The following is a 13,578-nucleotide window of genomic DNA, read 5'->3' as shown; positions in this document are numbered from 1 at the left end:
GCTGGGCCTCGGGACGGTCCGCAGGATGGCCCTATCGGACGTCCTGTCAGCCGTCGCGCGGCCGCTTCCGCCCGCCGTCCGAGGGCCCGGCCGCGCCACCGTACGTGAAGGTGGTACTTCGCCGTGAGCAGCATCTCCGACCCGCCCCTGCCCGACCGGGCCGAGGACGTCCCGCCCCTGGACACGGCCGCGCGGGGCTTCGACCGGTGGCGCTACGCCGGGGTGTTCCTCCTGCTGTTCCTGTTCGGCACGGAGACCTTCCTGGTCTCGCCGCTGCTGCCGACCATCGCGGACTCGGTCCACACCAGTGAGGCCGCCGCCGCCTCCAGCGTCACCGCCTACGTGCTGGTGTACGCCGTCGCGGCGCCCTTCCTCGGGCTGCTGAGCGACCGGTTCGGCCGCCGCCGCACCCTCGTCGTGGGCACCCTGCTGTTCGTCCTGTCCAACGCGGCGGCGGCCCTGTCCACCGGGTTGACGCTGCTGGTCGTGTCCCGTGCGGTGGCCGGGCTGGCGGCGGCCGCGGCCGGGCCGGCGATCTGGGCGCACATCGCCGAGACCGCGCCGGAGGCGGTGCGCGGGCGGGCGCTGGGCCTCGGGATGGCGCTGTTCTCCTGCGGGCAGGTGATCGGTGTGCCGCTCGGCGGCTTCCTGGCCGGGCTGGCGGGCTGGCGCTCGGCGTTCTGGGCGTTGGCCGTCGGCACCGCCGCGGCGGTGCCGCTGCTGCTGCGCCAGGTCAGGGACCGTACGGCGCAGGCGCCCGCGCCGCGGGTGGGGGCCGTACGGGCGATCCTGGCGGGCTGGGCCGATCCGACGCTGCGCCGCGCCCTGCTGGTCAACACGGTGTTCAACGCGGCCAACCTGGGCGCCTACACCTTCCTCGGCGCGGTGCTGGTGCAGCGCTTCGACCTGTCGGTCCAGGCGCTCGGCCTGGTGGGTGTGCTGGTCGGTGCGGGCAGCGTGGCCGGCTCGCTGGTCGGCGGGCGGCTCGGCGACCGGGCCAGGACCGCCGGGCGGTCCGACCTGCCGCTGCTGCCGCTGTGGGGCGTCCTGCTGGCGGTGGGCATCGCGGTGGCGGCCAAGGGGCCTGGCCTGGTGCTCGCCCTGGCCGGGGTGACGGTGTGGTTCCTGGCCTCGGGCGGCTTCGTGACGGACCAGCAGACGCTGGCGGGCACCATCGCCCCGGAGCTGCGTGCGACCTCCAGTGCATGGCTGACGTCGACCATGTACGCGGGCACCGGGCTCGGCGCCTGGGCGGTGGGTACGTTCGGCGACGTCGCGGACGGCACGCTACTCATCGGCGCCGGTCTCGCGCTGCTGGCCGCGCTCGGCGGTCTGGCGGTCAGCCTGGGGATGCGCCACGCCGCCACCACCGCCGGCACCTCCCCCACAGCCACAGCCACCAGCGCCTCCCCCGCCCCCACCGCACCGAAGGCCTGAGACACCGGCCGGTCCGGCTCAGCCGACCCGGCGCTCCCCCTCCACGCCGCCGACCGCGCGCAACGGATGCTCGACCAGTTCGGTCATCCGCGCCCGGTCGGTGGCGTCGGTCGGGGTGAACAGCAGCACCGTCGCGGAGGGGTCGTCCACCGGGTGGAAGGAGGACAGGGTCAGCCGGACCGGCCCGAGGCCGACCGGTTCGACGGTGACGGTGCGGACGGTCAGCTCCGCCACCGAGTGGCATCCCCACCAGTGGCGGAGCTCCGGCGCGTCCTCGTCCAGGTGCCGGTAGACCTCACGGGTGCGGGGGGCGGCGAGGGCGGGGCCCGCCTGGGCGCGGAAGTGCTGGAAGACGTTCATCGCGAGCGGTTCCCAGTCGCGCAGCACCGCGCGCACCCGCGGGTGGGCGGCCATCACCCACATCAGGTTGCGCCGGTCGGCGGGGACGAACTCGGGCGAGCCCCAGAGCGCCGCCCATGCGGCGTTCCAGCCGCGCAGGTCGAAGTGGCGGTCCAGCAGGACGGCGGGGCTGGCGGGCCAGGAGTCGAGGACGGGCTGGATGGCCTCGGCGATCCGGTCGGCGCCGCCCGGGCCGGCGGCCGGGGCGGGCTCGTGGTAGCCGGCCAGGCGCAGGGCGTGCCGCAGGCCCGCGTCGTCCAGTCGCAGCACGCGGGCGATCGCCTCCAGCACCTGCCGGGACGCGGCGACCCTCCCCTGCTCGACCCAGGTGTACCAGGCCAGGCCGACCCCGGACAGGGAGGCGACCTCCTCGCGGCGCAGGCCGGGGGTGCGGCGGCGGGTGGTGGCGGTGAGGCCGACATCGGCGGGCTTGAGGAGTTCGCGGTGGGCGCGCAGGAAGGCGCCGAGTTCCCGTCCGGTGGGGGGAGTTGACACGGGTGGGCTCCTCGGCTTCGTCTTCTCGGGGGTGATGGCCCCAGCGTAGGCGCAGCCCGCCGCTCGTCCCAGGGGTGAGCGGCGGGCTACACATGCTGTTAACGGAAGCGGGCTAGCGGGGGGTCAGCGTCCAGAGCCGGACGGCCATGTGGCTGACGTGTCCGCGCTCCCGCTGCCGGCGCCAGGCGCTCTCGCCGACGGCGCGGAAGAACGCGGCCCGCCGGTCGGCCGGTACCAGGCGGCTGTAGTAGTCGCCGAAGGTGGCGGCGTGGAAGTGCTCGTACTGCTCGGCGCTGTCGACGGTGACGACGGCGTCGCGCTCCAGGTGGCCGGCCACCGCGAGGTGCGGGCCGATCACCGCCGCGAGGTCCTCGACGGTCCTGGTGCGGGTGGCGATCGGCAGCACGCCGCCGCGCGCGAAGGCGCCGGGCACCTCGTCGTCCGGGGTGCCGAGGGCCACCAGGGCGTCGCGGACCAGTTCGTCCTCGCCGCCGAGGCCGTGTTCGTCGCGGGCGGGGTGGTAGCTGGTGAGCAGGAACCTGCCGCCGGGGGCGAGGTGGGCGGCGGCCCAGGCGAAGATCCGTTCCTCGTCCGGGTACAGCCAGTGCAGCACCGAGGTCTGGGTGATCACCTCGGCCCGGAAGGGCAGCGGCTCGGGCGCGGTGAGGTCGGCCCGGTGCAGGGCGATCCGCTCGCCGTACGGCCGGAGCCGGTCGGCGGCCTCGGCGATGCGGTGTTCGGAGCGTTCCAGGCCGACGGCACGGCGCAGGGTGGGGAACCGTTCCAGGGCGGCCTGCAGCAGCTGGCCGATCCCGCTGCCGAGGTCGATCAGGGTCTCGGGGGCTCCGGTGACCTGGTCGAGCACCCAGTCGCGGTCCTGGACCTGGCGCAGCCGGCTGGCGTCGGCGTACCCGGCGAGGGTTCGGGACTGGATCTCGACGGCGGACGTGCTCACGACTGGTTCTCCTCGGCGCTCGCGGGCCGGTCGACCAGGTGCAGCAGGCGCTCGCGGGCCTCGCTCTGGTCGTACCGCTTGAAGATGTTGATCCGGTTGCGGGTCAGGTCGCCCCGGTGCACGTACTCGTAGAGGTCCTGGCGCTGGCCGAAGCCGTCGCCGGTGAGCTCCCACGCGATCCGGAACAGCCGGGACTTGCGTTCGGCGTCGATGCCGCGCCCGCGCATGTAGCGGTCCAGGTGCGGGCGCAGCCGGGGGTGGGCGAGGTCGGCGGCGGTGGGCTGGATGAGCAGGCCCGAGGCGCCGATCCGGCGGACGATCTCGACGGCGCTGCCGGCCACCTCGGCCGACCAGACCCGGGAGGCGGCGGTGTCGCCGGGGGCGAACAGGCCGCCGTCGGTGGGGCCGCCGCGGGCTTCGGCGGCGTCCAGGAAGTACTCGGTCAGTTCGGCGTACCCGGCGAGGCGTCCGAGGTCCTCCTGGATGTTGCGGAAGCCGTCCACCCCGATCGACTCGGCGACGAGGGTGGCGGTGGCGAGCAGGGTGCGCAGCCGTTCGCGGTAGCGGATGTGGCCGATGTAGGCGCTCCAGGCGTTGATCCGGCCGAGGCCGAGCCGGGCGAGGCCGGCGTCGCGCAGCAGGAAGACGCGGTCCCAGGGCACCAGGACGTCGTCGAAGAAGAGCATCGCGTCCTGCTCGTCGTACCGCGCGCCGAGGGGGTGGGCGTGGCCCCAGGGGGCGCTGCCGAGCGGCTCGCGGGCGAGGGTGACCAGTCCGGGGGTGTTGAGCGGCAGGGCGAACCAGGTGACGAACTGTTCGCCGCGGCCCTCGGTGAAGGAGGCGGAGAGGTAGACCAGCACCTCGTGGGCGAGCGGGGCGAGGGTGGTGAGCTGCTTGGCGCCGCGGACCACGATGCCCCGGTCGTTCTCCTCGATGACGCGCAGGGCGAGGTCGGGGTCGTCGAGCGGGTCGGCGGAGCGGTCGATCTGCGGGTCGCCGAGGGCGTGCGACAGGACGAGGTCGTTGGTGGCGCAGTGGCGGTACCAGGCTTCGGCGTTGGCGCCGAAGCGCGGGTCGGCCCCGGCCAGCCGGTGCCGGAAGTCGTAGACGCCGACGGCGATGGAGGCCATGAACGCGGGCGAGCGGCCCTGCTGGCCGAGTGCTTCGGCGTGCCAGAACTCGGCGCTGCGGCGCTGGAGTCGGAGGTCGTCGAGGGTGCGCGGGGGCTGGTAGGCGCGGGCCAGCCGCAGGCCGCTGTCCGGGTCCTGCCAGGTGAGCAGGTCGCGGTGGTCGGGGTCGTGCTGGAGGTCGAGCAGCCGGGACAGCTCGTCCACGGCCGGGCGGAACGCGGGGTGCTCGGCGGGGTTCGCGATCCGTCGGCCGTCGAGGTAGAGCTCACGTCCGTCGTCGAGTTCGGCCCGGTAGCGGTCTCCGGTGAGCAGGCCTCGGGCGGTGGCGGGCGCGCCGCGACCGGCGGCGGTGTCCAGCAGTGTCATGCGCCAACTCCGGTGGTGTTCAAGGGTTTCGGGGCCAGTAGGCGGTACTGGCCGTCGTGGTAGAGGAGGGGTTCGCCGTCATCGCGGGCCGCGGCGGCGACCCGGCCGACCAGGATGGTGTGGTCGCCGCCGGGCAGGGCCGCGTGCAGCCGGCAGTCGAACCAGGCCAGGGCGGACTCGACGAGCGGGGCGCCGGTGGCGGCGGTCCGCATCGGTACGGCGGCGAAGGCGCCGAGCGCGCGTCCGGCCCCGGGGGTGGCGAACCGCCGGGCCACGGCGGCCTGACGGTCCGTCAGGATCGAGAGGCCGAACCGCCCGGAGGCCCGGGCGGCGGCCACGAGCGGGCTGTGCCGGCCGATCGCGACGGTGACCAGCGGCGGGTCGAGGGAGAGGGTGCCGAAGGAGGAGACCGTCTTGGCGAAGACCTCCTCGCCCGCGCGGGTGGTGACGACCGCGACCCCGCTGGTCCAGCCGCGGGAGGCGGCCCGGAACTCCTCCTCGGTGGCCTGGTCGGTGGCGTGCCCGGCGGCTTTCCCGGCTGCTCGGGTCAGGGCGCCGCTCATCGCAGCCCCACCCGGTAGGCGCGCAGCCACTCGTCGACCTGGACCAGGTGGTCGAGGCCGCCGACCGGGTTCGGCGCGGTGCGCGGGCTGGGCAGCGGTCGGCCCCCGGCGAGCAGCTGGCGCACCAGGTCGCGGTCGACCAGCTCGAAGACCGGCGCGTTCGGGTCGGCCAGCAGCTCGTGGGCCCGGGCCGTGAGCACCTCGGTGTAGCGGACGGCGGGGGTGGACGGGTAGCCGCTCTTGGGCCGGTCGGCGACCTGCGGCGGGAGGAGGTCCCGGACGGCGTCGCGGAACAGCCCCTTGGCCCGCCCGTCCGGTGCCTTGAGCGCCCACGGGACGTTCCACAGGTACTCCACCAGGCGGTGGTCGCAGAACGGCACCCGGACCTCCAGGCCGACCGACATCGACACCCGGTCCACCCGGTCCAGCAGCGGGGGCAGCCAGCGGGTGAGCGCGAGGTGGAAGACCTCGCGGATCCGGGCGTCGCGGGCCGACTCGCCGGGCAGCCGCGACACTTCGCCGAGCGAGCGCCGGTACGCGGCGGCGGTGTACTCCTCGGGGCGCACCTCGGCCCGGACGTCCGGGCGCAGCAGGTCCGCCGGGGTGGCCCTGCCGTGCAGCCACGGGAAGGTCGGGGCGGCGAGGGCGTCGGCGTCGTGGAAGTAGGGGTAGCCGCCGAAGATCTCGTCCGCGGCCTCGCCGGAGAGCGCGACGGTGGAGCGCCGCCGCACCTCGCGGAAGAGCAGGTGCAGGGAGGCGTCCATCTCGCCCCAGCCGGGGCGGTCGCGGGCGCGCAGGACGGCGTCGCGGGCGTCCAGCAGGTCGTCGTCGGGGACCAGGACGGTGGTGTGCAGGGTGCCGATGTGCTCGGCGGCGGCCTCCACGTAGGGGGCGTCGCGGGTGGTCCGCCAGGCGTCGGGGGTGCGTTCGGCGCTGCCGGGGAAGTCGACGGAGAAGCTGGTGATCTTGCCCTGGCCGGCCCGTTCGCGGGCGGCGGCGGCCAGCGCGGTGACGGCGCTGGAGTCGACGCCGCCGGAGAGCAGGGTGCACAGCGGCACGTCGCTGATCAGCTGCCGTTCGACGGCGTCGGCGAGCAGTTCCCGGACGGTCGCCCGGGTGGTCGCGGCGTCGTCCCGGTGCTCGGCGGACTCCAGCCGCCAGTACCGCACTTCCCGGGTGGCGGCGCGGCCGACGACCACCAGGTGGCCGGGCCGGACCTCGTGGAGGCCGCGGAAGACGCCGTGGCCGGCGCTCGGCGCGGCGGGCAGCGCGAACAGCTCGGCGATGCCCTCGGCGTCCAGTTCGGCGCGGAACAGCGGGTTGGCGAGCACCGCCTTCGGCTCGGAGCCGAACAGGACGCCGCTGCGGTGGGCGTGCCAGTACAGCGGTTTGATGCCGAGGTGGTCGCGGACCAGCAGCAGTTCCTCGCGCCGGGCGTCCCAGAGGGCGTAGGCGAAGATGCCGTTGAACCTGGCCGGTGCGTCCTTGCCCCACTGGAGGTGGGCCCGCAGCACCACCTCGGTGTCCGAGCGGGAGCGGAAGACGTGCCCGAGGGCCTCCAGTTCGGTGCGCAGCTCGCGGTGGTTGTAGAGCTCGCCGTTGTAACTCAGGACGGCCGCGGTGTCCGGTCCGGGGCGGTCGGCGAGCGGCTGGGCGCCGCCGTCCGGGTCGATCACGGACAGCCGGCGGTGGCCGAGGGCGGCGTGCCGGGAGAGCCAGACGCCGTCCGCGTCCGGGCCGCGGCAGGCCAGGGTGGCGGTCATCTCCCGGACGGTCCGCGCCTGGTGGAGCAGGTCGGTGTCCCAGTCGATCCAGCCGGTGATGCCGCACATGTCAGGACTCCCCGGGTTCGTCGGTGGCGGTGGGCGCGGCGGGCCCGGTGGGCTCGGCGGTCGCGTCCGTCGAGGCGGGCTCGGTGGCTTCGGTGGCTTCGGCGGGCCCGGCGATCTCAGCGGGGCCGGTCGCGGTCGTGGACTCCCAGCGGCAGCCGTGGCCGGTCGGGCCGTGGGTCAGGCGGTGCGCGGGCCGGTAGCCCTTGGCGCGGATGTTGGCGGACAGCGCCTCGGTGCAGTAGGTGCAGGGCGAGGCGAGGGTCAGCCGGACGCCCGAGCGCCGGGCCTTCTCGCGGTAGTCCCAGATCGCGCAGTGCGTGATGGTGAGCGCCGCGCGTTCCGGTCCGGGCGGTGCGTCGTCGTCGAACTCGTAGTCTGATCCGTACAGTTCGGCCTGCCGGGCGATCCGGTGGATCGGGTCGGCGGCGCCCCGGCCGTGGTCGGGCTCGACGTCGCGGTGCACCTCGGCGTTGGACCGGGCCCAGTCCCCGAGCACCTGCTCGCCGTAGCGGACGACGAGGAAACGTTCCATCAGGGCCTGGTCGCGGAAGAACACCCGCTGCCACTCGACGGCCGGCGCGTCCGGCTCGGGCAGGTCGGCGAACAGCTCGGACTGCAGGACGAACCAGTCGGTGAGGTGCAGTTCGTCCCCGCGTGACACCAGGTACCGCGTCAGCCCGGCCTCGGCCTCGTGCAGCCGCTGCCGCCAGAGCGCGGACCGCTCGGCGTCCGGCATCGCGCGGTACGGGGACCTCGGCTGCTCCGGGCCGGGGCTTCGGCTCCCGGCGGGCAGGACCACCGTACGCGGGCCGGCCTCGCCGGCCGCCCGGCCACCGGCCCGGCCACCCCCCAGGCCACCGGCGCCGGTCGGACCGCCGGTCCCGTCGGACACACCCCCCATCGGGCCATCTCCCTTCGGCTGAACGATCCGTCGGACCGTCGTGTCGTCGTCGTTCCCGCCACGCTACGAAGCGGTCCGCGCGCCCCGGTAGCCCCGAACGGCGCCGGTCAGGGCGCCGATCGTCGCCGTTCGGATGCTCCGAAGGTCGCCTCGCACCGCACCCGCCAGGAGCCCGGGCACGACGAAGGGCGGGCCCCGCGTCCTGGCGGGGCCCGCCCTCGGGCGGTGCGTGTGCGGCGACGGACGTGTACGGCGACGGAACTACCCGGCGAGCCCGTGCCGGTGGGCGTAGAGCGCGGCGCGCAGCCGGTCGGGCTGCCCGATCTTGCGCATGGCCTGGGTGAGGTGCTTCTTCACGGTGGCCTCGGCGAGGGCCAGTTCGCGCCCGATCTCGGCGTTGCTCAGCCCGTGCCCGAGCTTGACCAGCACCTCCCGTTCGCGTTCGGTCAGCCCGGCCTGCTGCGGCGGCAGCTCGCCGAGGTGCCGCCCGGGAGCCGCCGCGTGGATCCGGGCGGGCGGCGGTGCCGGCAGGAACACCGACCCGCCGGCTGCCACGAGTTGGACCGCGCCGATGATCCGCTCCCCGGCCAGGTCGAGCGGGAAGCAGCCGCCGGCTCCGGCCAGCAGCATCCGGCTCGCCTCGGCGGTCGACTCGGCCCGGCGCAGCAGCAGGACCCGGGCGTCGGGGGCCCCGTCCGGTCCGCGCAGCGCCACCACGGCCGCCAGGTCCTCCTCCAGGCTCGCGCCGCGGCCGAGCAGCACGATGTCGGGGGCGATGCGGTGCACGGCCGCGACGGCGCGCAGCGGGTCGCCGGTGGAGCCGACCACCGTCAGTCCGGGCGCGGTGGCCAGCACGCTGCGCAGCCCGGCGCTGGCCACCGAGTGCCGTTCGACCAGGAACACCCGGGCGAGCGCGGTGCGGTCGCGTTCCTCGTCCACGCAACTCGGGTGGCCGCAGCCGCACCCGGCGTCCACCCGGCCCGGGGCCGGCGGTGCCGGTTCGGCCAGCAGCTGGTGACCGGCGATCAGGTCGAGCGGGTTGTCGATCTCGGCGTGCGGGCGGGCCGGTCCCGTGGCGGGCGCGTCCCCCGGGCCGGTGCCGCCACAGGCGGCGCGGCGGGCGGGAAGCCGGCGGCCGCGCGGGCCGGCCGGGGCGGCGAAGGTGCTCACTGCTGCCATCGGGCACCTCCGGGAGCGGAGGCTGGACGTCTGTGGTAGGGCATGGCGATGCGGTCCCCCTAGCTGGTGGCTGGTCGGCCCCGTGGACGCGATGTGCTGCGACAGGGATCCGCCGGCGACGCGGACGGGCGTCGGGCAGGGATCCGGGGTGAGGAGGGAGCGCCGACCGCGGCGGGTGTGGACCGGGGGCGGTCAGCGCGGTGCGCGCGATCGACAGAACTCGTCGAAGCACCTGCGGTGCCACGAGCCGCCGATCCCGACCAAGGTGAAGTCGGTCCGCCGAATAGCCATGCGGGAAACCCTAGGTCCGGTTCCTTGTGCAGGTCAAGGACGGGACCGGGCCTCGGCGGCCGGGGCAGTGTCACTCCGGCCACCGCGGATCCTGTGACCGGAGGTAACAGCATCAGGACCTGACTGGCTGTCGGGGCCGTGCGTCCGCAACGCTCCTCCAAGCGACCTCGGCCGTCGCGGCGACGGTGTCCCGACGTCGCAGGGGCAGCCCCGCCCGCACTCCGAACGCCGCTGCCACGCAGCCGAGATGACGGCCCGGCATCCCCGAACCCCCGTCCGAGAACTCCCGCAGGACTCCGGCAGAACTCCGGCAGAAGTCCCGCACGACTCCCGCACGACTCCCGAAGGAGCAGCAGCGCCATGCCCGCCCCGCCCCACCGGCCCGCCGTCGGCCCGTCCGGCGCCCCGCCCCGGAGGGTCGACCGGTGACCCGGTTCCTGGTGCGCCGGCTCCTGCTGGCCGTCCCGACGCTGCTCGGCGTCACCGCCGTCGTCTTCGCGACCGTGGCGCTCGTCCCCGGCGACCCGGTCGCCGCCTTCCTCGGCCCGGGCGCACCGCCCGAGGCCCGTCGGGTGCTCACCGAACGGCTCGGCCTGGACCAGCCGTTGCCCGTGCGCTACGCGGACTGGCTCGGCCACGCGCTCACCGGCGACCTCGGCACGTCCATCTCCGGCCAGCGCCCGGTCGCCGACCTGCTGCTCCCCGCGCTCGGCCAGACGCTCACCCTGACGGCGGCCGCGTTCCTGCTGGTGCTGGTCGGCGGGGTGGCGCTCGGCGCCCTCGGTGCGGTGGGTCCGCGCGGCCCCGGCGGGCGGATCTCCGGCGCGCTGTCCACCCTCGCGGTGTCCGCCCCGCAGTACTCGGTGGCGCTGCTGCTGATCGCCGTCTTCGCGGTCGGGCTGCGCTGGCTGCCGGCCGGCGGCACGCACGACGCGTTCGGCTCCGGCGGTCCGGCCGACCTGGCCCGCCACCTGGTCCTGCCGGCGGTCGCCGCCGCGCTCGTGCCGCTCGGGCTCACCGCGCGGGTGTTCCGGGCGTCGCTGGGCACCGTCCTGGCCGGTGAGCTGGCCGACTCGCTGCGGGCCCGCGGCCTGCGCCCGGCCGCCGTGCTGCGGCACTGCGTGCACAACGCCTCGCCCGCGCTGCTGACCATCGGCGGCCTGCAACTCGCCTACCTGCTGGAGGGGGTGGTCTTCGTGGAGACCCTGTTCGCCTGGCCCGGCGTCGGCCGGCTGCTGTACGACGCGCTCACCGCCCGTGACCTGCCCCTGGTGCAGGGCGGGGTGCTGGTGGTGGCGGTGGCGTTCGTCGGCGTCAACATCCTGGTGGACGCGGCGCACGCGGCGATCGACCCGCGAGTGAGGACCTGACATGACGTCGACCCCGTGGACCGGACGGACCAGCCGGAACCTCGGCCTGGTCGTCCCCGGCGGCCTCGCCGTGCTGCTCGTCCTGCTCGCCCTCGCCGCGCCGCTGGTCGCCCCGTACGACCCGGCCGCCGGGCGGCTCGCGGACCGGCTGCTCGACCCCGGCAGCCCCGGCCACCCGCTGGGCACCGACGGGCAGGGCCGCGACCTGCTGAGCCGGCTGATCTGGGCCGGGCGTGCCTCGCTCACCGGAGGGCTCGTGCCGGTCACCGTCGCCGCCGTCGCCGGGACCCTGCTCGGCATCACGGCCGGCCTCGGCGGCCGGTTCACCGAACAGGCCCTGCTGCGCACCCTGGACGTGCTCTACGCCTTCCCCGGGGTGCTGCTGGCGATCGCCGTCGCCTCGCTGCTCACCCCCGGCCTGGGCGCGACCGTGCTCGCGCTGTCCGTGGTGCTCACCCCGGCGGTGGCCCGGGTCGCGTTCACCGAGACCCGGCGGATCCGCACCTCCGAGTACCTGGAGGCGGCCCGGGTCAGCGGCGCCGGCTGGGGCGCGCTGGTGCTCCGGCAGGTCGCCCCCGTGGTGGCTCCGGTGGTGCTGGTGTACTCCTCCTCGCTGGTCGGGCTCGCCGTCGTGTACGCCGCCGGACTGTCCTTCCTCGGGCTCGGGGTCGCCCCGCCCACCGCCGAGTGGGGCGCGATGCTGGACGAGCTGCGGCCCTCGCTGCTCACCCACCCCTGGGTGGCGGTGCTGCCGGCCCTCGTCATCCTCGCCGTCTCGGTCGTGTTCAACACCCTCGGCGAGGCGCTGCGCACCCGGGTCGGCGACGCCGCGGCCCATCTGCCACACGCCACCCAGGCCGTGACGCGACGAACTGCCAAGCAGGTGATCCGATGAGCCCACTGCTGGAGATCGACGGTCTGGGCGTCGAGTACCCCGGAGGCGTCCGGGCCGTCGACGGGGTCTCCCTCACCCTGCGGGCCGGCGGCGCCCTGGTGCTGCTCGGCGAGTCCGGAAGCGGCAAGACCACCGTCGCCCGTACGGTGCTCGGCCTGCCCGGGCGCGGCGCCGCCGTCACCGGGAGCGTCCGGCTCGCCGGGACGGACCTGCGGGCACTCGACGAACGCGCGTTCTCGGACGTCCGCGGCCGGCGCATCGGCTACGTGCCGCAGGACCCGAGCGCCTCGCTCGACCCCCTGCGCCGGATCGGCCCGCAACTCGCCGAGGTGCTGCGCCGACACCGGATCGCCGACGGCCGCCGGGCCGCCCGCGCCGCCGTCCCCAGGTTGCTCGCCACCGCCGGCGTCCCGGATCCGGGGCGGGTCGCCCGGGCGTACCCGCACGAGCTCTCCGGCGGCCTGCGCCAGCGCGCCGCGATCGCCCTCGCGATCTGCTGCGGCCCGGAACTGCTGATCGCCGACGAGCCGACCACCGCGCTGGACGCCCTGGTCCGCGGCCGGATCCTGGACCTCTTCGCCACCCTGCGCGCCGACTGCGGCATCGCGCTGCTGCTGGTCACCCACGACCTCGCGGTGGCCCGCCGGATCGGCGGCACGGTGGCGGTCATGCGGGCCGGCCGGATCGTCGAACTCGGCCCGGCCGAACGGGTGCTGGGCGAGCCCGGCCACGCCTTCACCGCCGCCCTGGTGGCCGCCGAACCGGGAGCCCGCCGATGAGCCTGCACCACCGCGACACGCCCGACCTCCACGGCACGACCGACCACCGCGACACGCCCGACCACCGCGACACGCCCGACCGCCACGGCACGTCCGACCACCACACCGTCCCCGGCGCCGAGACGCCCCCGCGCCCCCTGCTCACCCTCGACGCCGTCGGCAAGCGCTACGGCGGCCGGACGGCGCTGGAGGGCGTCAGCCTCACCATCGCCCCCGGCGAGACCGTCGCCCTGGTCGGCGAGTCCGGCTCCGGGAAGTCCACCGTGGCCCGCCTCGCCCTCGGCCTGCTCGCCCCCGACTCCGGCAGCGTCCGCTTCGACGGCCGCGACCCGTACCGGCTGCGCGGCCGCGCCGACCGTGCGCTGCGGGGCCGGCTGCAGTTCGTCCCGCAGCACCCGCGCGGCTCGCTCAACCCGAGCCTGCGGGCCGGGGAGGCGGTCGCCTTCGCGCTGCGGCTGCACGGCGCCCCGCGCGCCGGGCGTGCCGGGCGCGCCGGGCGTGCCGGGCGCGCCGGGCGTGCCGGGCGTGCCGCAACCGTCGCCCGGCTGTTCGCCCAGGTCGGTCTGGAGCCCCCGCTCGCCGCCCGCTACCCGCGCGAGCTGTCCGGCGGGCAGCTGCAGCGGGTGGCCGTCGCCCGGGCCCTGGCCACCGGGCCCGAGCTGCTGGTCTGCGACGAGCCCACCTCCGCCCTGGACCGCAGTGTGCAGGCCCGACTGCTCGACCTGCTCACCGAGCTGCGCGAACGCACCGGCCTGGCCTACCTGTTCATCTCCCACGACCTCGCCGTCGTCCGCCACCTCGCCCACCGGGTGCTGGTGCTGCGGCACGGCCGGGTGGTCGAGGAGGGGCCCGTCGACCGCCTCTGGGACTCCCCCGCGCACCCGTACACCCGGGCGCTGCTGGAAGCCGCCACCGGCACCGTCCCCTCCGCCACCGGCACAGCCCCTTCCGCGCCCTGACCGACACCGCTCCCCGCCCTGACCGAC

12 protein-coding genes are annotated in these 13,578 nt (G+C 75.9%); 5 read left to right on the top strand and 7 right to left on the bottom strand.

Going from position 1 to position 13,578, the window contains the following annotated elements; translation table 11 throughout:
* Positions 1-123: 123 nt before the first annotated feature.
* Positions 124-1,437, top strand: coding sequence for an MFS transporter (locus ACZ52R_RS05995; RefSeq protein WP_465752845.1), 1,314 nt, complete (start codon positions 124-126; stop codon positions 1,435-1,437).
* 18 nt (positions 1,438-1,455) lie between these two features.
* Here ACZ52R_RS05995 and ACZ52R_RS05990 read toward each other — a convergent pair whose 3' ends face one another.
* The 7 genes from ACZ52R_RS05990 to ACZ52R_RS05960 all read right to left on the bottom strand — a co-directional run bounded on the left by ACZ52R_RS05990 (position 1,456) and on the right by ACZ52R_RS05960 (position 9,257).
* Complete coding sequence (locus ACZ52R_RS05990; RefSeq protein WP_465619452.1) at positions 1,456-2,331, bottom strand: helix-turn-helix transcriptional regulator; 876 nt, start codon at positions 2,329-2,331, stop codon at positions 1,456-1,458.
* Positions 2,332-2,443: 112 nt separating this feature from the next.
* Positions 2,444-3,286, bottom strand: a complete 843-nt coding sequence (locus tag ACZ52R_RS05985; RefSeq protein ID WP_465619454.1) for a class I SAM-dependent methyltransferase — start codon at positions 3,284-3,286, stop codon at positions 2,444-2,446.
* A complete protein-coding gene (locus ACZ52R_RS05980; protein WP_465660920.1) occupies positions 3,283-4,782 on the bottom strand; it encodes a 4-hydroxyphenylacetate 3-hydroxylase family protein in 1,500 nt (499 codons plus the stop codon). The genes ACZ52R_RS05985 and ACZ52R_RS05980 overlap by 4 nt, the downstream gene beginning before the upstream one ends.
* Complete coding sequence (locus ACZ52R_RS05975; protein WP_465619458.1) at positions 4,779-5,345, bottom strand: flavin reductase family protein; 567 nt, start codon at positions 5,343-5,345, stop codon at positions 4,779-4,781. Before ACZ52R_RS05975 ends, ACZ52R_RS05980 begins: the two co-directional genes overlap by 4 nt.
* Positions 5,342-7,177: an asparagine synthase (glutamine-hydrolyzing) gene (gene asnB, locus ACZ52R_RS05970; protein ID WP_465619460.1), complete on the bottom strand. Its 1,836-nt coding sequence runs from the start codon at positions 7,175-7,177 to the stop codon at positions 5,342-5,344. The genes ACZ52R_RS05975 and asnB overlap by 4 nt, the downstream gene beginning before the upstream one ends.
* Before the next feature lies 1 nt (position 7,178).
* Positions 7,179-8,078, bottom strand: coding sequence for a hypothetical protein (locus tag ACZ52R_RS05965; RefSeq protein WP_465619462.1), 900 nt, complete (start codon positions 8,076-8,078; stop codon positions 7,179-7,181).
* Positions 8,079-8,339: 261 nt separating this feature from the next.
* A complete protein-coding gene (locus ACZ52R_RS05960; RefSeq protein WP_465619464.1) occupies positions 8,340-9,257 on the bottom strand; it encodes a LuxR C-terminal-related transcriptional regulator in 918 nt (305 codons plus the stop codon).
* A gap of 716 nt (positions 9,258-9,973) precedes the next feature.
* Between ACZ52R_RS05960 and ACZ52R_RS05955 the strand changes: the two genes are divergently transcribed.
* The 4 genes from ACZ52R_RS05955 to ACZ52R_RS05940 are packed head-to-tail and all read left to right on the top strand — an operon-like array spanning position 9,974 to position 13,551.
* A complete protein-coding gene (locus ACZ52R_RS05955; protein WP_465619466.1) occupies positions 9,974-10,918 on the top strand; it encodes an ABC transporter permease in 945 nt (314 codons plus the stop codon).
* Position 10,919: 1 nt separating this feature from the next.
* Positions 10,920-11,813, top strand: a complete 894-nt coding sequence (locus tag ACZ52R_RS05950) for an ABC transporter permease (protein ID WP_465619468.1) — start codon at positions 10,920-10,922, stop codon at positions 11,811-11,813.
* On the top strand, positions 11,810-12,592 hold the full coding sequence (locus ACZ52R_RS05945; protein ID WP_465619470.1) for an ABC transporter ATP-binding protein: 783 nt from the start codon (positions 11,810-11,812) through the stop codon (positions 12,590-12,592). The genes ACZ52R_RS05950 and ACZ52R_RS05945 overlap by 4 nt, the downstream gene beginning before the upstream one ends.
* On the top strand, positions 12,589-13,551 hold the full coding sequence (locus tag ACZ52R_RS05940) for an ABC transporter ATP-binding protein (protein WP_465752842.1): 963 nt from the start codon (positions 12,589-12,591) through the stop codon (positions 13,549-13,551). The genes ACZ52R_RS05945 and ACZ52R_RS05940 overlap by 4 nt, the downstream gene beginning before the upstream one ends.
* The last annotated feature ends 27 nt before the right edge of the window (positions 13,552-13,578 follow it).

Source organism: Kitasatospora sp. NPDC034023 (assembly GCF_055575795.1).
The sequence above is the reverse complement of the archived record's forward strand: the minus strand, read 5'-3'. Positions and strand labels throughout refer to the sequence as shown.

Excerpts from the sequence above, each read along its gene's own strand:
- ACZ52R_RS05945 (WP_465619470.1), top strand. The coding sequence starts at position 11,810 with ATGAGCCCACTGCTGGAGATCGACGGTCTGGGCGTCGAGTACCCCGGA.
- ACZ52R_RS05960 (WP_465619464.1), bottom strand. The coding sequence starts at position 9,257 with ATGGCAGCAGTGAGCACCTTCGCCGCCCCGGCCGGCCCGCGCGGCCGC.
- ACZ52R_RS05965 (WP_465619462.1), bottom strand. The coding sequence starts at position 8,078 with ATGGGGGGTGTGTCCGACGGGACCGGCGGTCCGACCGGCGCCGGTGGC.
- ACZ52R_RS05975 (WP_465619458.1), bottom strand. The coding sequence starts at position 5,345 with ATGAGCGGCGCCCTGACCCGAGCAGCCGGGAAAGCCGCCGGGCACGCC.
- asnB (WP_465619460.1), bottom strand. The coding sequence starts at position 7,177 with ATGTGCGGCATCACCGGCTGGATCGACTGGGACACCGACCTGCTCCAC.
- ACZ52R_RS05950 (WP_465619468.1), top strand. The coding sequence starts at position 10,920 with ATGACGTCGACCCCGTGGACCGGACGGACCAGCCGGAACCTCGGCCTG.
- ACZ52R_RS05980 (WP_465660920.1), bottom strand. The coding sequence starts at position 4,782 with ATGACACTGCTGGACACCGCCGCCGGTCGCGGCGCGCCCGCCACCGCC.
- ACZ52R_RS05940 (WP_465752842.1), top strand. The coding sequence starts at position 12,589 with ATGAGCCTGCACCACCGCGACACGCCCGACCTCCACGGCACGACCGAC.